Genomic DNA, 17,824 nt, shown 5'->3' with positions numbered 1-17,824 from the left:
AGCAAGTTTTTTGAAATATGTCAACCGGAGAATAAAGGGGTTGACGATAGAATTTACTTACGCCATTTAATTAGTGTATCTTATAAATAATACCAATCAGATAAGTATTAATAATGCAGTCATCCTTAGCCTCATTTCCTTGCCAATTTTTTCACCAAAAAAGAAGGACTGCCACACCTTCGCATAGCAGTCCTTCTCTCCCCTGGCAGCTGCCTGTCAGAGATTCTTTCTATAAATTACCATTTTTATTTTCTACATTCGATACTGCATCTCTGATGTAACATCTTCCGCCATTTTCCGGCTCTCTTACTTACATCATGCCGCCCATGCCAGCGCCTGCTGCCGGACCTGCCGGTGCATCTTCTTTGATGTTGGCAACTGCAGACTCGGTTGTAAGCAGGGTAGATGCAACGCTGGTTGCGTTCTGCAGGGCACTTCTGGTTACCTTTGCCGGATCCAGGATGCCTGCTTCTACCATATCTACGTATTCCTCATTGTAAGCATCGTAACCTACGCCTACCGGGGACTCTTTTACCTTGTTGATGATAACAGAGCCTTCCAGACCTGCGTTTGCTGCGATGTGGAACAGCGGAGCTTCCAGAGCTTTCAGGACGATACGGCCGCCGGTCTTCTCGTCGCCTTCCAGTCCGTCTACTACCTTCTGAACTTCTGCTGCTGCGTGAACATATGCAGATCCGCCGCCTGCGATGATGCCTTCCTCAACAGCTGCCTTTGCTGCGGACAGGGCATCTTCCATACGCATCTTAGCTTCCTTCATCTCAGCCTCGGTCGCTGCACCAACACGGATAACGGCTACGCCGCCAGCCATCTTAGCCAGTCTCTCCTGCAGTTTCTCACGGTCAAAATCAGAAGTGGTTTCCTCAATCTGAGCCTTAATCTGAGCCACACGGTCTGCGATGGCTTTCTTATCGCCGCAGCCATCTACGATGATGGTGTTCTCTTTCTGAACTTTAACGGATTTCGCACGACCAAGCTGATCCATGGTGGTATCCTTTAATTCAAGTCCCAGTTCCTCGGAAATAACAGTACCGCCAGTCAGGATTGCAATATCCTTTAACATTTCTTTTCTTCTATCGCCGTAACCCGGAGCCTTCACACCAACAACGGTGAAAGTACCTCTCAGCTTATTGACAATCAGGGTGGTCAGCGCCTCACCCTCAATGTCCTCAGCGATGATGAGCAGCTTGGAACCAGACTGTACCAGCTGTTCCAGCAGCGGCAGAATCTCCTGAATGTTGGAGATCTTCTTATCGGTAATTAAGATGTACGGATCGTCCAGAACGGCTTCCATCTTCTCCATATCAGTTGCCATGTATGCAGATACATAGCCACGGTCAAACTGCATGCCTTCTACCAGATCAAGCTCAGTCTTCATAGTCTTGGACTCTTCAATGGTAATAACGCCGTCTTTGGAAACCTTCTCCATCGCGTCTGCTACCATCTGGCCTACTTCCTCATCAGCGGAAGAGATAGCAGCGACTCTTGCGATATCTGCCTGGCTCTTAACGTCCTTCTTCATGCCTTTGATTGCCTCTACGGCTGCATCTGTGGCTTTCTTCATACCCTTTCTCATAATGATCGGGTTAGCACCTGCTGCCAGGTTCTTCATACCTTCGTTGATCATCGCCTGGGCCAGAACGGTTGCGGTTGTAGTACCATCACCAGCTGCATCGTTGGTCTTGGTTGCTACTTCCTTCACCAGCTGTGCGCCCATGTTCTCAAACGGGTCTGCCAGCTCGATCTCCTTCGCAATGGTCACACCATCGTTGGTAATGAGCGGAGCGCCGAAGGATTTATCCAGAACTACGTTTCTGCCTTTCGGTCCTAATGTAACTCTTACGGTATCTGCTAACTGATTTACGCCCGCTTCCAGGGCTTTTCTGGCTTCTACGCCATATTTAATTTCCTTTGCCATGGTTATCAACCTCCATAATTTTCTTGAATAAACGTTCCGATCAGCATCTGTCTTCCAGACATCCTGCCCATCGATTAACCGATAACAGCCAGAATATCATTCTGTTTTACAATGACATATTTCTCATTGTCCAGCTCAACTTCTGTGCCTGAGTATTTCGAATAGATAACTTTATCGCCAACCTTTACCTGCATCGTGATTTCTTTTCCATCTACCACTCCGCCAGGACCAACCGCGATTACCTCTGCCTGCTGCGGTTTCTCTTTTGCCTGACCCGGAAGAACGATACCTGATTTGGTCGTCTCCTCTGCAACTAACTGCTTTAATACAACTCTGTCAAATAATGGTGTTAACTTCATTATTGGCTCCTCCTTATCCATCCAAATTTATTCCATCTGATTGCTTTTCTTTCGTAATCAGATATGTATCTTCTTCTTACGAAGTATGTTATAACACGTTCTGTTAGCACCGTCAAGTGTTGAGTGCTAAAATTTTAGTAAATTTTACGGGGAGAACTGAAATATTCCATTTCTCCCCGTTCTATTAATTGCTCTCCTCAAATGCCTTAATCGCCGCAACCGTTTTCTCATAACACTCTTTTACCGATGCAAAATCCGCCTCGTATCCGGTCAGTTCTCTGCCTCTCAGTTTTTCGGTCAGCGCTGCGCTTACCTCATAGAAGGCATCAAAGCCCAGGTTCAGACAGATTCCTTTCAGGGTATGTGCCGCGCGGAATGCTTTCTCCGCATCCTTTTCTTTTAATCCATCCTCCAGATCCTGAAAGCTGGAATCGCTCAGAAACTTGATGGCAAATTTTTCCACCAGCGCCACACCTCCAAAGCGTTTCTGAACTCCTTCAAAATCCCCGCCCATTTCTTTGTAGCATTCCTGAATTGTCATGACAGCCTCCTGTTATTTCTCTTCCTCAGTTTTCATACGGCTCAGCTCCTCGCCCGCAGTTCCATACTCTTTTTCAATCGCCTGCGTCACCGCGCCGAAAAACTTCTTCTGTGAATTGTCATAATGTTCAAATTTCTTATTTTTTCGCTCCGGATCACTCATCTCACTCCGGTATGCTGCCTCCTGCAGCTCCTTTTTAATAGGATCCTGAATCTCACACAGGCACTCAAGCAGGAGCGGGTTAAATGTACCACACTCTCCGTTGCAGATCATCTGCACCGCCTCCTCATGAGAATAAGCCTTTTTATAGACGCGCTCACTTGTCAGCGCATCATACACATCCGCCAGCGCCACCACCTGCGCTGAGATCGGGATCTCCTCCCCTTTTAGACCATCTGGATATCCTTTTCCATCATAGCGCTCATGGTGCCAACGGCAGATCTGGTACGCCACTTTCATCAGCGGCTCATCCTCATACATCTGAAGATTCGCAAGCATGTCCGCACCGATCACTGTATGTTTTTCCATGATCTTACGCTCCTCCGGCGTCAGACGACCCGGTTTATTCAAAATCTTCTCGTCAATTCCGATCTTTCCGATGTCATGCAGGGATGATGCCGTGCTGATCAGCATCCGGTTCGACCAGGACAAGGGATATTTGTCCGTCTTCTTGACGAGCTGTTCCAGAATCATCGTCGTCAATATATTAATATTGAGTACGTGCATACCGCTCTCGCCATTTCGAAATTCCACGATCTCGCTCAGAACACTGATCAGCATCCGGCTATTCTTCTCTTTCTCAAAAACCTGGTTCGTCACCATTGCCACCAGGCGGCGCTGTTTCGCATACAATTTGATCGTATTTAAGACACGCCGGTGTACAACCTCCATATCGAACGGGCGCTTGATATAATCAGAAACTCCCCACTCATACGCCTGCTTGATAACCTCGCCCGAATCTTCGCCCGAAATCATGATAACCGGGATATCCCCGATCAGGTTGTTGCGGTTCATGTATTCCAGAACCCCGAAGCCGTTCATCCCCGGCATGACGATATCGAGAAGAATCAGGGAAATCTTCGTCTCATAACGGTTCAGCATGTCGAGACATGCTGAACCATTTTCTGCCTCCAGAATCTCGAATTCGCCTTTCAGCATTTCTGAGAGAATCATACGGTTCATCTCCGAATCGTCCACGATCAAAATGCGGTAACGACTCGCATTGCGCCGCCCGGCTACCACGATCTCCTCCGGTGTCCACTGTCCATCTTTCTCAGTCACAATCATGTTCTTGGAGGTCTTCGCCTGATACATAAATTCGTCCGCCCGGCACATCGCCTTCCCGACTGTCTCCCCGTTCGTCAGCGTACCGCCGATGCTGACTGACAATTTCAGTTGCGGATATCCTTCAACACTCATGTTGCAGATCAGATCCTGTATCCGATGCAGCTTCTCAACAAATGCCTCCAGACTGATGCCCGGCATCACAAGCAGGAATTCATCCCCGCCATAACGCACCAAGCGGTCCGTCTTACGGATACAGCTTATAATCGCCGCCGACACCGTCACCAGCACTTTATCGCCCGCCACATGCCCATATATATCATTGTAGGTCTTAAAATCATCCAGATCGAGCATCGCGATACCGGCATCCATCCGCTGCTCTTTTAACTGATCTTCAAAATATCTCCGGCTGTAGCTCCTCGTCAGTGCATCCGCATACAGCTCGCGCCTGTAGTGTGCAAATTTCTTAACGAGTGCTTCTCTTCCCTCTGCGTCAAGAAGTGTCTCATCATCCAGACAGGAAATCATCTCCACCACACAGGGAACTCCATCCACCTCCAGATACTTCGCGATGACCTGATACATCTTCAGACCGATAAATTCAAGCTTCATGCACTGTCCCTTCATCGCAAGCGCGCGCTGTGCCGCACAATTCTCACAATTCTTTCCTTTTTCCCAGAACGAATAGCATTTGCAGTCCTCGGATCGGAGTTCCCCGTTCCTCACGTCCATCTTATGGAGTAGATCTTTATCTAAAATACGTACAACCGTAAATATCCTTTCCATCTGTGCAATCATTTGTTCCAATTCCTGCGCCGTCATCTTTGTATTCAAATTCATCATTTTATTTTTATCACCACCTAGCAAATATATAATTTTATTCTACATGATTTCCGGTATGACAACAAGCATTTTTCTCATGCTTCCTGTACATAATTACCGCCCCTGTGTTACTGTTCACGCATACGTACCCCGTAACACGTGATTCACACACTTCCCGTTGTTCACAAAAGATTCCCTTTATTTTTTAGGCGTTTCGTATTACAATAAGGATATTGAATCGTATAGAGAGGAGTATCAACCATGGCAAAAAAACATTTTGGTAAATTACTGACACTGGCAGCTATCGTCGGCGCTGCAGCAGCTGGTGTTTCTTACGTCTTACAGTATAAATCATTCCACAAGGAACTGGATGAGGATTTCCACGACTTTGAAGATGATTTCGATGATTTTGACGATGCCGGCGATAAAGAAGCTTCCAAGGCTTCTGATACAGCTGCCTCCGAACGCAGCTATGTTTCCTTAAATCCGGAGAAAAAGGAAGCTCCGGCTGAGACTCCAGAGGAAACTTCTGAACATTCTGAGGAAAGCGAAAAAGCTCCGGCTGATGCAGATGTCTCTTCCGAAGAACCAGTCAAAACAGAAACCGTCCGCGCAGATGCTCCGGTTTCCGAGGACGGCGAATCTTCTTCCGAGAAAGAAGATTCCGACGCAGCCCCGGATGACAGCACAACCGTGACGGTTGAGGAAATCACAGAATAACACAGGAGGATTCTTTGCATGATACAAAGTCTTCTCCGCGCGATGGAACTTCTGGAACTTTTAAAAGAAGCCAACCACAAATATTCCATCGCAGAACTTTCCGAATCAACCGGGCTTCCGCCCAGCACAATCCACCGGATTTTGCAGACATTTTGTGAAAAAAAATACGTGATCCGCGATGAACACGCGCACACCTACCAGCTTGGTCCCGCCCTCATCTCTCTCGGTCGGGCGGCGGCTGACAATGTGCGGATTCAGGATGCGGCGCTTCCGATTCTCAAGAACCTCTCCTACTGTACCCGTGAGGATTCCTATCTGATCATCCAGGTTGGCGACAAGGGACTGGTACTTGACAAAACGGACGGTCCGAACCACCTCAAGGTCGTCGAAGAATTTGGCTATGAGATGGATCTGCACTGCGGTGCGATCCGCAAAGCGCTTCTGGCTTTCCAGAGCGACGAATACATCCGCCGCTATCTGGACACACGCTTAAACCGTCCTGAGGCATTTCCAAAGGCGGATCCCGCAGAATTGGCCGAAGAACTCCGCACCATCCGTGAGAAGGGCATTGCCGTTTCCCACGGCGAATACGTCCCGGATGCAGTCGGGATCGGTGCTCCCATTTACGGTATTGACGGACGCATTTCCGCTTCGGTCGGAATCATCGCACCGTATTCCCGTATTGAAGATGACACACATCTTCTGCACCTGCAGGATCAGGTCCGCCACAGTGCGGCAGAATTGTCCTATTATATGGGACATACATTTAAGCAGGAGAAATAAAGGAGATTTCACTTTATGATTAATAAACGCTTATTTTTAGCAGGCTTAACAACCGGTCTTCTCTCCCTCTCCGCCGCTTTCCCGGCGATGGCAGGAAGCTGGAAAAATGGAGCTGGTGACAATGCTGCCCGCTGGTGGTACGACAACGGTGACAACACCTGGGCGGCAAATGGCTGGCGCTGGATCGACGGCAACCAGGACGGCGTCAGCGAATGCTACTATTTCGACGCCGAAGGCTGGCTTCTAACCTCCACCACGACGCCGGACGGCTACACTGTAAACGCAGACGGCGCCTGGACGGTAAACGGCATCGCTCAGAGCCGCCAGACCGCGGCTTCCGATGAATTCGATAACGAAAGCTGGGACGATTTCCAGAACAGCTCCTCCAAAAAGACGAAAAAAACAGCCACCAGCTCCAGCAGGACGCCAGATTCCGGAAGCTCTGACTCCAGCACCGGCTCATCCGAAGATTCTTCCAGCGATGATAGCAGCAGTTCCAACGGAAGCTCCGGCAGCCACAGCAATTCCAGAAGCTCCGGTCCGTCCAAAGAAACCTCTTCTACTTCCGGAGACAAAAAGCCGGATGCTCCAAAGAAAGACTCCAAACAGGAACCAGGCAGCGGCTACCGCCAGGGATCTGTGACGGATGAGCAAATTGCAAATAATAGTTCTTCTGACTCCACTAAGGAATAAATAAATGTATGCCGCAAGGCGCACCAAACAAACGCCCCCGCAAGAAAATCTCCTGCGGGGGCGTTTCTATCTCATCATTCAGTTTCCCAAACGAATCTTCTATTATTTCTGAAGTGCAAGAACGTCAGCGAATGCCTGAATAGCAGTGCTTGCCTGACCGAAGTCTCTCATCTGCTGGTCGATACCCAGTTTGATGTGCGGAACGCCTGCATCGTTCAGAGCTTTCTTCAGGTATGGATACTCCATCTCCTCCGGATCACAGAACTGCTGCATAAACAGTACCAGACCCTGAGCGCCGCTCTCTTTAACCATGTTAGCTACGAACTCACCACGACGGTTCTTGTCAGATTCCGGATCGTACAGAAGTACTTCGTAATCGATGTTAGCGAACTGTTTAGCCAGTGCTCTAACCGGATCCAGCTCGTCTTCCGGAGCGTCTACACGGAAGGAACGTGTCTCATGTGCTACATCATCTGCAGCGATAGCGATGTTGTTCTCTTCGAAGATAGAAAGCAGCTTCGGATTATCACAGATAATACCGGAGGTAACAACCTTGGTTCCCTTCCAGTCACAGACAGGAAGTTTAGCCAGCTCTGCGTTCAGCTCGTTCAGCTTTGCAGTGTATTCCGGCTTCTCCATGAAGTAGAATGCCTTCAGAACTGCGGAACGTTTGGTTGGTGTGATAACATCACAGTGCTCGTTAGCCAGTTTTACGAACTCACGGCGAGCTGCACGGCTCTTGTTGTATACAACGATAGCATCCTGGATGTCAGAATCAGTAATCTTTCTTCCAGCGATCTCTTCCAGATCAGCTTTTACATGGTTGTACTGATCGATACAGAACTGAAGACCAAACTCTTCGAAACGGTTCTGCGGATGAGCTAAGAAGATAACTTTCATCTTGTCGCCCATAGCTACACGGAAGTTCTGGCTCATCGGACGAAGAGTATCACAGATAGTAGGTGTGATAATACCGTCTAACTGATCCATAGTTCCATCCAGCAGCATCTCCAGAGCTAACTGAGCGATGGTGCAGTAGAAAGTAGCGCAGTACTCTTTTGCACGGCTGATGGTCTTAGTGTTGGAACCCCACATACCCATCGGAACGATACCAGCGGCATATACAAGCTCTTCCGGAGCGTAGTAAGGAAGAACACCAACTACTTTTTTGCCCTGAGCTTTATATTCAGCAAGCTGCTGCTTCGGAGTTGCAGCTTTTACCTTAAATTCTTCTAATAATGCGTTAACACTCATGGTTATTTAGCCTCCTTTGCCTGCTTATTTGCTTCCATTGCCTCAACCAGACCCTCTACACGAGTCTCGTACTGAGCAGCATTGAAGTTACGCGGGTCAGCCTGATCGCCGTCGAAACCAGCACACGGGATACCCAGGTCAGCAGTAAAGCGACGCTGCATCTCAGCCATGTAACCACTCCACGGTTTACAGCTTCTGTTGTAGTGAACCAGAACGCCATCTACCTTGTTATCACGGCAGATGCCTTCACGCCAGTCAACACCCTGCTCGATGCAGACAGAGTTCGGAGCTTTGTAGTAAGCACGAGCCATCTCATCGATGTTGTTGTAAACGAAACCAAATGCCGGAGCATATACAACGGCAGTAACGTTTACACCGTGGGTCTTCAGCGGTTTGAACAGAGCCGGCAGTTTCGGCCAGCACGGAATACCCTCGAACATAACACGGTATTTCTCCGGGAACGGAGTTGTGGTCTCACCCTTCTTAACTGTCTCTTCCAGGTCTTTTGCAAGTAATTCAAAAGCATCACCAGCAGCTACAGTAGCACGTGCAGTTACAACGTCTGCCATGTGGTTGAACAGGTCAAATCCACTGTATGGAGCCGGTTTGTACTGCAGGAAATCACAGACTTTCAGCCAAGCCTTAGCGGTACGGTTAGCGTTTGCACAAGCCTGCTCGAACTTCTTCTCGTCGAACTTCTTGCCTGTCAGCTCTTCCAGCTGTTTGATCGCTTTGTCGAACTGAGCGCGAACGTATTTAACATTCTCATCATGAACTTCTACTGTATTGTTGTACGGGATATCGATCATGATCAGCGGAATGTTACACATACGAGCGATGTTCTCATACCATTTTGTCATACAGTTACAGATGTTGTTGCAGCAAAGAACGAAATCCGGCTGCGGAATACGCATCTGACGAATCGGAGAAATAGCCTCAAGACGTTTCTCTTTTTCCGGACCATCCGGGAGTTTTTCAATCTCAAGCAGGTTGTCCAGCTGCAGATACGGAGTCTGAGTCTTCGGATCCTTCTTCGGTTTTCCGTCTTCACCCATCACTACGTTGCCGTCAGCATCTTTTAATGGTTTACCTGTGCTCGGATCGATGATGTATTCACCAGTCTCCGGATCATACTTACGGGATACACGTACACCAGCTGCATATGCAAGGCTGATACGAGCGTAACCGCAGATATCGTTGTCATATCCAAGATCCTCAGCTGCCTGGCACATCAGCTCACCGTAACGGTTAGCTGCGATACCAGCTGCCTGGTTCTCCGGATACATAACGTGTAAATCAAATGCTGCTGCAAGCTCACACGGGAATTTGGAAGAAGACCATCCAACTAACTCGCCTCTTGCTTTGGCCTCACGCGCCTCTTTGTGTACGTCATCTACGACTTTACGAAGCGCAAGAACACCAGGACTAACTTGTTTTGCCATAATAATTATCCTCCATTCTTAAAAATTAACTTAGTTACTTCTGACGGCTGGCTACCTGATATGCCATCAGGGCTGCGCCAAGCGCGCCGTTATACTGTGTCAGCGGGGATGTACAAATCTTTACGCCAAGCTCAGCCTCAAGCGCATCTACTACGCCCTGGTTCTGAGCCACACCGCCTGTCATAACGACATCCGGCACTACACCGATTCGGTGGGCAAGACCCGTGACACGATGAGCCACTGAACGATGAATACCGGCAATGATATCACATTTATCCGTTCCCATCGACAACTGGCTTATAACCTCACTCTCTGCAAAAACCGTACAGGTGGAACTGATTCCTACCTGCTTCTTGGACATAGCGCCAAGACGGCCTAGATCACTTACCTCAACTTCGAGAACGCGAGCCATAACATCCAGGAATCTTCCGGTTCCGGCTGCACACTTATCGTTCATCTGGAAGTTTGTCATGACACCGTCCTCAACGCGAAGAACCTTCACGTCCTGACCGCCGATGTCAATTACGGTATGAACCTTCGGGAAAAGGAAATAAGCGCCCTTTGCATGACATGACAGCTCACTCATCTGCTTATCGGCAATTCCGTCCATCAGAGATGTACGTCCATAACCGGTAGCCAGTGTGAATGCCATATCTTCTTTCTTGAGGCCTGCATCTTCCAGAACTGCCTCGATGGCACGGCTTGGACCGCTGGTACCTGCTCCAACGTCAATCAGAGACTTACCTACGATCTCCTTGCCATCCTTCAGGATGATACATTTGGAAGCTGTAGAGCCTACGTCGATACCTAAAGTGAAAATTTCGCTCATGATGTATCTTTTTCCTTTCAATACTGACTTTCTATGCCTGATTTTTGTTTCAACGATGTTTTGGCAGATCCGTGCTATCACATCGTCTCCACCCATCATAATACCACAAAATCAACTAAAAGTCGCTGTAAAATCTTGAAAATGTTATAAAATAATTCTTAACAAAACTATTACTTATTACTTATCTGCCTGAGTATACCAATAAATCGAGCAAAGGTTCCAGTTCCTTTGCCCGATTTATCTGCAAGCATCCGGCAAAACGGTTCATTTACAGTCATACAGACAAGCCGCTTCGCCAGAGCCTCACACTATTCACACTATCAATTTGTTACTTATCACTATTTACACTATCACTGTCAGCCGCGTACTTACGCGCCTTCTCTTTTTAAAATGTTATCTTAGCGGCACCTATCACAATGCCGTTTTAATTTGATAATTATTTACCGTAGTTGATGAACTCACGAGTAGATCTCGGAGCCAGCATCTGATGCATCGGGCAGATAGCCTGAGCATTCTGATAATAAGCCTCGGTAAATGCCTGGATGTACGGACGAAGATCGGTCAGATCTACGATCTCATCAACCATACCCTGTTTTGTACAATATTTCGGACGAGATTTGTCTGTGTACATCTGGATCATAGCGTTCATCTTGTCGATGATCGGCTGAAGCGGCTCGCCAGCTTTTTTAGCTTTAACAAGCTTTCTGGAGTACATAGCGTTTGCAGCGGTCTCACCCGGCATTACGTAGTACTCGCAAGCACCTGTACCGATAGAGAATACGTTGGTGTTGTTGCCCTGCGGACCACCCAGAACGTAGTGAGCAGCAGCACTTGCCTTACGAAGAGTAACCTCCAGAGACGGAAGCTTAGCATTCTCGATAGAGTAGATCAGGGACTGACCTAAACCAAGCAGCTCTGCCTTCTCAGCGTCATCGCCTACATCGATACCTGTGGTATCCTGCAGCCAGATAACCGGTGTCTTATCACGAGCACACAGAGTAACGAACTCGTTCATCTTAATCAGACCCTGACGGTACAGCTTACCACCGATACCTACAGAACCCTGTTTGTACTCCGGATAGTTCATGAGTAAGCCCTGTACGTTAGCGATAACACCAACCAGAAGACCGTTAACTTTTGCAAGACCAGCAACGATCTCCGGACCGTAGCCTTTCTTGTACTCGAAGAACTCACTGTTATCGAACAGACGGCCGATTACATCGTAGATGTCGTACGGACGTTTCTGGTTCATCGGGATGATGCTGTACAGATCCTCAGCCGGAAGCTGCGGAGCCTTCGGGCTGTCAACACGGAAGAACTCCAGGTTGAAGCACGGAAGGTAGTTGATGTACTTCTTGATTCCCTCGATAACGCCTAAATCATCCTCGTAAACTTCACGGAAGAATCCGGTCTCATCATAGTGGATCGGCACGGAACCCGGAGCCGGAACGTGATGTTTGCTGTTCTCGATCTGAGCGTTAACGATCTGCTCTGCTGCTTCCTCATCGATGTAACCCTTCGGGTTCATACCGGAAAGGATACCAGCGCCACCAACTGCCATGTTCGCATCTTTATGAGCGATCAGGATAGTCGGGGAAATGCTGTGGTAACCACCACCTGCCGGGTTGGTTCCGTAGATACCTACGATAACCGGAACACCAAGCTGGTTTAACTCAGCGTTGCGGAAGAACGGTGTACCACCACCACGACGGTTCGGGTATACTTTGTCCTGATTCGGGAACTCAACGCCTGAGCAGTTTAACAGGTATACTAACGGCAGATGCAGCATCTTAGCGGTATCTGCAGCACGGAGCAGGTTATCTGCCTGTCCCGGAACCCAAGCACCAGCCATCTTCTTGTTATCAGAAGCGATGATGTAAACCCATTTGCCATTTACACGGCCAAGACCATTCAGAACGTTAGTTGTCTGGAAACGGTTGTCTTCCGGATTGTAAAGGCTGTTTAACGGGCACCATGTACCTGGATCGATCAGGGCGTTGATACGCTGTGTAGCAGAAAGCTGTCCACGTGCGTTTAACTTCTCTTCGGTTGTGATACCAGCATCAAGAGCCTGCTTAATGGACTCATGGATGTCGTTCTCAACAGCCTTCAGTTCCTGCTCGTTTTCCGGATTCGGATTAACCAGAGCTTTACCAACAGTAGGCATATTCTGGAAATATCCTGGCATTGAATACATATTCATGTCTTCTTTTCTCCTTATAAAATAAAAAATAAAAATGGTTATAAATGAATTGCTTGCGGGACAGTTCGTCTCCTGTCCCGCCTGCAATCAGTAACTAATTAATCGACAGAAATGATATCTGTCTTGATTCCCTATGGAAGGCTAATTACTTAGTCTCCTTCGGAACTTTGATGAATGCCTGACCTGGGTCGATCTCTTCACGAATAACGCGGATGATCTCCGGATCCGGACCTTCCATCAGCTGAGCTCTGGAGGTATCGATCTCGAAACCAGTGTTCTCCTGAACCATTTCCGGAGAGGAGAATGGATAGTAGTAAGCCAGGTACATTCTCTTGGTTTCTTCGTCGAATTTCATGATACCAAGATCGGTAACTACCATCTGCGGTCCACGGTTGCCCGGAAGACCTGCTCTCTCACGTCCGCCAGGGCCGTCCATCCAGCCACAGCTTGTGATGTAGTCAACATGCTCCATGAATCTTCTCTTCTGATGCTGCATCATGATGATGGTGTTGCAGAAGGTAGCGATTCCGTTTGCACCGCCAGAACCGGTGAAACGTGTGGTAGGTTTAACATAATCACCCTTACCAAAGATACAGGTAGAGTTAACGTTTCCGTACGGGTCGATCTGAGCGCCACCGATGAATGCGATCATACGATCAGCATCATGTAACCACTCATTAGCCTCGAAACCTACGAAACGAACGTTTGGCCACTGTACTGCACAGTGAGCCATGAAACGGTTGTCACCTACAGAACGCGGAACCTCGATCGGAGAACAATCCATAAGACCACTCTCTACGATCGGATGGCAGCTCGGGCAAACAACACGTTTTGCCAGGGATGCACCGATTAACGGAAGACCGGTACCAACGATAACGATCTGATTTTCTTTAATATTTTTTGCGATGGCGTAAGCCTGCATTTCCTGCTTTGTATACTTTGTATAATCAGCCATTTTAGATTTTCCCTCCCTCAATTAATGTCTGGTAGAATAGCCAAGATGCGGCTCATTCTTAAGGTTCATGAGGCGAGCGCCGCCCAGTACGTTGAGCAGATCATCCTGATCCTTGCATCCATATACATACTTCTGAAGGTAATCCTTGAAGGTCTCCGGAATCTTGGTGCCGTCAGCAGCATCTTTTGCAGCCTGTGCAGCAACTTCTGCAGCTTTTGCAAGCTTCTCATCTTCCGGCTTAGCAGCAGCAGCCTTAGCAGCTTTGTCTGCAGCCTTCTGAAGCTGTGCCTTAGCATCCTCAGCGTCAAGGTACTTGGAAGCCTTGTCGTACTCTTTCAAGCCCTTATCATCATCATCATAATAGCCGTAGCACTGTGCCGGCCAAGCACCGTACGGTGCACGAACAACGGCGTCTACACACTCACCAAAGATTCTTGTCTTGGTTGGGTCACGACGGATATACTCATCACTTACGATCTCCTCGCAGGTAACGATACAACGTTTTGCAGCTACAGCGATATCTACGTCATGGAACTCATCACCATCGATGATACAGGTTCCATCCGGAGATGCCTGCTGAACATGGATGATAGCGCAGTCAAGCTTCGGAACCGGAACAGCCAGCAGCTTCTCGCCTGGCTCAAGCGGGTTCTCGATCTCTACGCATTTCAGGTTGTCAACACCTTCCATGGTTCTTCTCTTCTCTTCGCTGATACCCCAGAACTTAACAAGTCCGGAGCCCTGCATCATACGTACCGGCAGGTACGGAAGACCCAGAGATGCAGCATGAAGCTGAAGCATCAGAACGTCCTGAGAATAATCCTCATATGTAAGCTCACCCTTCTCGATAGCTGCACGGAAACGACGAGCTACGTTGGTGTAACCAGAGTTTGCAGTATAGCAGTTGATGTAGGCTCTCACACGGCCCTCACCGATTAACGCATCCCAGTCACCACCTGCCGGGCCAGACCAGCCTACAAAACCAGTTTTACCCTGACGAAGGATCTCGTAAACTGCTGCATACGGTTTACGGTTTGTTGTAAATCCGCCGAGACAAAGTACATCGTTGTCACATACATACTTTTCTACGGCATCGTGTAAAGACATTACTTTATTAGCCACAATAAAGCCTCCTTTAAAAAAATTTTCTATAACTACCTATATAAATAAGTAAAAACGGGATCCGGTACTTCCGGCGCTGCGGTCTTTCGCAGGCCAGATGCAGCCAGATCCCGGCTGCAACAGCCAAAAATCAATATTCGATTAACCGAAAATCAGCATGAAGAAACCTGCTGCTACGGCAGAACCGATAACACCTGCTACGTTTGGTCCCATAGCGTGCATCAGAAGGAAGTTGGTCGGATTCTCTTTTGCACCAACTGTCTGAGAAACGCGGGCAGCCATCGGTACAGCAGATACACCAGCGGAACCGATTAACGGGTTGATCTTGCCGCCGGTTACAGCGCACAGCACCTTACCAAGGAGAACACCTCCGATGGTAGCGAATGCGAATGCAAGAAGACCCATGCAAACGATAGCGATGGTCTGAACACGCAGGAAGATCTCGCCGTTTGCGGTCGCACCTACGGTAGTACCAAGCATGATAGTTACGATGTTGCACAGTGCGTTCTGAGCTGTATCAGAAAGACGCTCTGTAACACCAGATTCACGAAGCAGGTTACCAAGCATCAGCATACCAAGCAGCGGAGCTACGGACGGAAGAAGCAGGGAGCAGAACAGTACTACGAATACCGGGAATACGATCTTCTCAACCTTGCTTACCTTACGGAGCTGCTTCATAACGATGGAACGCTCTTTCTTAGTGGTAAGAAGCTTCATGATCGGCGGCTGAATCAGCGGAATCAGCGCCATGTAGGAGTAAGCGGCAACGGCGATCGGAGCAACCAGATCCGGTGCCAGGTTGTTAGCTACATAGATAGCGGTCGGACCGTCTGCACCACCGATGATACCGATAGCAGCTGCCTCACCTACTGTAAACAGACCAGTTGCGTTAGCCAGCATGAATGCAATGTAGATACCGAACTGAGCAGCTGCACCAAGCAGAAGGCTCACCGGGTTTGCAATCAGCGGACCAAAGTCTGTCATGGCACCTACTGCCATGAAGATCAGACACGGGAACAAACTGGACTTAACACCGCCGTAGATGATACGCAGAACACCTGCGGTATACCACGGCTCGCTTTCCTTCATCAGGTCAGCCAACGGCAGGTTTGCCAGGAACATACCAAATGCAATCGGAAGCAGAAGAAGCGGCTCGAACTGCTTTTTAATTGCCAGGTATAATAATACAAAAGCAATGAGAATCATTACACAGCTTCTCCAGGTCAATGCTGCGAAACCCGACTGTGCAAGAAGCTCTTTTAATATTTCAAAAAAGTTCATTACCTAACCTCCTAGTTCAGAGCAACCAGAGCAGCTCCTGTATCAACAGAATCGCCAGCCTTAACAAGGATCTTGCTGACTGTACCGTCTGCCGGAGCAACGATCTCAGTCTCCATTTTCATGGCTTCCATAATAACTACTACTTCGCCAAATTTAACTGCCTGTCCTTCAGATACCTTGATGTTCAGGATTTTACCTGGCATTGGAGCTTCTACGGTAGTTGCGCCCGCCGGAGCTGCTGCCTTCGGAGCCGGAGCCGCTGCCGGTGCCGGAGCTGGAGCCGGTGCTGCTGCAACTGGAGCCGGAGCCGGTGCTGCCGGTCTCTGTACCGGTGCGGATGCCGGAAGAACCGGAGCTGCCGGAGCTGCTACACCATTACGATCCAGAGATTTGTAAGCTTCTAATTTTTCTACTTCAACTTCGTATTTCTTTCCATTGATCGTAGCAACATATTTCATAATTCTTTACGTCCTTTCGAATGTTTATCATTACTGTTCACACATGTGTGCCCAGTAATGGGATTTTGCCGATGCTTTGTATTCCAAATCGGCAAAATCTGTTGCCTGAACTGTATCATACAGAATTTTCAGTTCCGAAAATTCCTTTTTGTAAACAGTTGCTATTTATCATAGTATCGTCTATTAGTTCAGGGTAACCAGTGCTGCACCTGTGTCAACGGCGTCGCCTGCTTTGACAAGAATCTGTGCTACTGTACCGTCTGCCGGAGCAACGATTTCAGTTTCCATCTTCATAGCTTCCATCACGATGACGGTCTCACCAAACTTAACTGCCTGTCCTGCAGATACTTTGATGTTCAGGATTTTACCTGGCATCGGAGCCTCTACGGTAGTTGCACCTGCTGCCGGTGCTGCCGCCGGAGCTGCTGCTGGTGCAGGAGCCGGTGCTGCTGGTGCAGGCGCCGGTGCTGGAGCTGCCGGTGCTGCCGGTGCTGCTGCTGGAGCCGGTGCTGCTGCCGGAGCCTCGCCGTAACGCGGCATTGGCTCGTATGCATCGATTCTTTCAAGTTCTACTTCGTACTGTTTTCCATTGAGGGTAGCCGTATACTTCATAACTGCTCTAACCTTCCTTTCGATTTCCTTTCATTCCTGTTTCTCATTACTTAACTTCTGTCACGCTCAAGATCTTAAACTTGTCTGTCGGCAATCCGAGGTCATCCCCGATCGTTGCCATCAGCACGGCAAGTAATTCCTTATCAGCTTCATCCGACACAGCCGATGCTGCTTTCTGTGCTGCGGCCGGGGCCTTAGCACCATCAGAAACAACGGAGCGGAGAATCTTGGAAATTACCATAATTGCCAGAGCCAGACAGATCAGAGCCAGGAAAACTACCGAAAGACCCAGCAGAGAAACGATAACTGACTGCCCGAAAGGCATAGTTGGTTCAGTCCACATTGTGCATTGCACCTCCTTATTTATTTTAGGTTCTGCTTTCTTTGTGAAAAATTATACTTATAAAATTCCACCAGTAAGATTCCGTATTGTGGAATGCATTCCATTTTTGAAAGCAATTTATAAGGGGCTTTTCCCCTTAACTGTAACAAGTGAAGCCACAGATTGACATGATCAGCTCACTTTACTT

At 48.4% G+C, this 17,824-nt stretch carries 17 protein-coding genes; 3 read left to right on the top strand and 14 right to left on the bottom strand.

Features of this window, described 5'->3' with window-relative positions:
* Positions 1-310: 310 nt before the first annotated feature.
* The 4 genes from groL to DW931_RS06335 all read right to left on the bottom strand — a co-directional run bounded on the left by groL (position 311) and on the right by DW931_RS06335 (position 4,963).
* Complete coding sequence (gene groL / locus DW931_RS06350; RefSeq protein WP_022359939.1) at positions 311-1,936, bottom strand: chaperonin GroEL; 1,626 nt, start codon at positions 1,934-1,936, stop codon at positions 311-313.
* Positions 1,937-2,010: 74 nt separating this feature from the next.
* Positions 2,011-2,295 (bottom strand): co-chaperone GroES, encoded by a 285-nt coding sequence (locus DW931_RS06345; RefSeq protein WP_022359940.1) that lies wholly within the window; start codon positions 2,293-2,295, stop codon positions 2,011-2,013.
* A gap of 184 nt (positions 2,296-2,479) precedes the next feature.
* A complete protein-coding gene (locus DW931_RS06340) occupies positions 2,480-2,836 on the bottom strand; it encodes an Hpt domain-containing protein (RefSeq protein ID WP_107000297.1) in 357 nt (118 codons plus the stop codon).
* 12 nt (positions 2,837-2,848) lie between these two features.
* On the bottom strand, positions 2,849-4,963 hold the full coding sequence (locus DW931_RS06335; protein ID WP_333490942.1) for a diguanylate cyclase: 2,115 nt from the start codon (positions 4,961-4,963) through the stop codon (positions 2,849-2,851).
* Positions 4,964-5,203: 240 nt separating this feature from the next.
* Between DW931_RS06335 and DW931_RS06330 the strand changes: the two genes are divergently transcribed.
* From DW931_RS06330 to DW931_RS06320, 3 genes are read left to right on the top strand one after another with little or no spacing between them, the layout of a single operon-like run.
* Positions 5,204-5,662 (top strand): hypothetical protein, encoded by a 459-nt coding sequence (locus DW931_RS06330; RefSeq protein ID WP_107000298.1) that lies wholly within the window; start codon positions 5,204-5,206, stop codon positions 5,660-5,662.
* 18 nt (positions 5,663-5,680) lie between these two features.
* A complete protein-coding gene (locus DW931_RS06325) occupies positions 5,681-6,445 on the top strand; it encodes an IclR family transcriptional regulator (RefSeq protein WP_117796391.1) in 765 nt (254 codons plus the stop codon).
* A 15-nt stretch (positions 6,446-6,460) separates the two neighbouring features.
* On the top strand, positions 6,461-7,138 hold the full coding sequence (locus tag DW931_RS06320; protein ID WP_118481807.1) for a choline-binding protein: 678 nt from the start codon (positions 6,461-6,463) through the stop codon (positions 7,136-7,138).
* A gap of 102 nt (positions 7,139-7,240) precedes the next feature.
* Here DW931_RS06320 and hgdB read toward each other — a convergent pair whose 3' ends face one another.
* From hgdB to DW931_RS06270, 10 genes are all read right to left on the bottom strand, one after another.
* Positions 7,241-8,392, bottom strand: a complete 1,152-nt coding sequence (gene hgdB, locus DW931_RS06315) for a (R)-2-hydroxyglutaryl-CoA dehydratase subunit beta (RefSeq protein ID WP_107000301.1) — start codon at positions 8,390-8,392, stop codon at positions 7,241-7,243.
* 2 nt (positions 8,393-8,394) lie between these two features.
* Complete coding sequence (gene hgdA / locus DW931_RS06310; RefSeq protein WP_107000302.1) at positions 8,395-9,834, bottom strand: (R)-2-hydroxyglutaryl-CoA dehydratase subunit alpha; 1,440 nt, start codon at positions 9,832-9,834, stop codon at positions 8,395-8,397.
* 34 nt (positions 9,835-9,868) lie between these two features.
* Positions 9,869-10,663 carry a (R)-2-hydroxyglutaryl-CoA dehydratase activase HgdC gene (hgdC, locus tag DW931_RS06305; protein ID WP_107000303.1) on the bottom strand — a complete coding sequence of 265 codons (795 nt, stop codon included), beginning with the start codon at positions 10,661-10,663 and terminating at the stop codon, positions 9,869-9,871.
* A gap of 436 nt (positions 10,664-11,099) precedes the next feature.
* Complete coding sequence (locus DW931_RS06300; RefSeq protein ID WP_107000304.1) at positions 11,100-12,866, bottom strand: carboxyl transferase domain-containing protein; 1,767 nt, start codon at positions 12,864-12,866, stop codon at positions 11,100-11,102.
* A gap of 145 nt (positions 12,867-13,011) precedes the next feature.
* Positions 13,012-13,821 (bottom strand): glutaconate CoA-transferase subunit B, encoded by an 810-nt coding sequence (gene gctB / locus DW931_RS06295; RefSeq protein WP_107000305.1) that lies wholly within the window; start codon positions 13,819-13,821, stop codon positions 13,012-13,014.
* 21 nt (positions 13,822-13,842) lie between these two features.
* Positions 13,843-14,943, bottom strand: a complete 1,101-nt coding sequence (locus DW931_RS06290) for a CoA-transferase (RefSeq protein ID WP_022359951.1) — start codon at positions 14,941-14,943, stop codon at positions 13,843-13,845.
* Between the two features lie 141 nt (positions 14,944-15,084).
* The gene (locus DW931_RS06285) at positions 15,085-16,224 is read right to left on the bottom strand and encodes a sodium ion-translocating decarboxylase subunit beta (protein ID WP_117796388.1); all 1,140 of its coding nucleotides are present in this window, start codon (positions 16,222-16,224) and stop codon (positions 15,085-15,087) included.
* Between the two features lie 11 nt (positions 16,225-16,235).
* Complete coding sequence (locus DW931_RS06280) at positions 16,236-16,682, bottom strand: biotin/lipoyl-containing protein (RefSeq protein ID WP_117796387.1); 447 nt, start codon at positions 16,680-16,682, stop codon at positions 16,236-16,238.
* A 183-nt stretch (positions 16,683-16,865) separates the two neighbouring features.
* Entirely contained in the window at positions 16,866-17,294 is a 429-nt protein-coding gene (locus tag DW931_RS06275; RefSeq protein ID WP_117796386.1) for an acetyl-CoA carboxylase biotin carboxyl carrier protein subunit, read from the bottom strand.
* A gap of 46 nt (positions 17,295-17,340) precedes the next feature.
* Complete coding sequence (locus DW931_RS06270; RefSeq protein ID WP_118481809.1) at positions 17,341-17,637, bottom strand: OadG family protein; 297 nt, start codon at positions 17,635-17,637, stop codon at positions 17,341-17,343.
* Positions 17,638-17,824: the final 187 nt, after the last annotated feature.

Origin of the sequence: Clostridium sp. AM43-3BH, from assembly GCF_003479985.1 — a bacterium.
Taxonomy (GTDB): Bacteria; Bacillota; Clostridia; order Lachnospirales; family Lachnospiraceae; genus Otoolea; species Otoolea fessa.
Note: the sequence above shows the minus strand (reverse complement) of the source record. Positions and strands in the feature narration are given on the sequence as shown.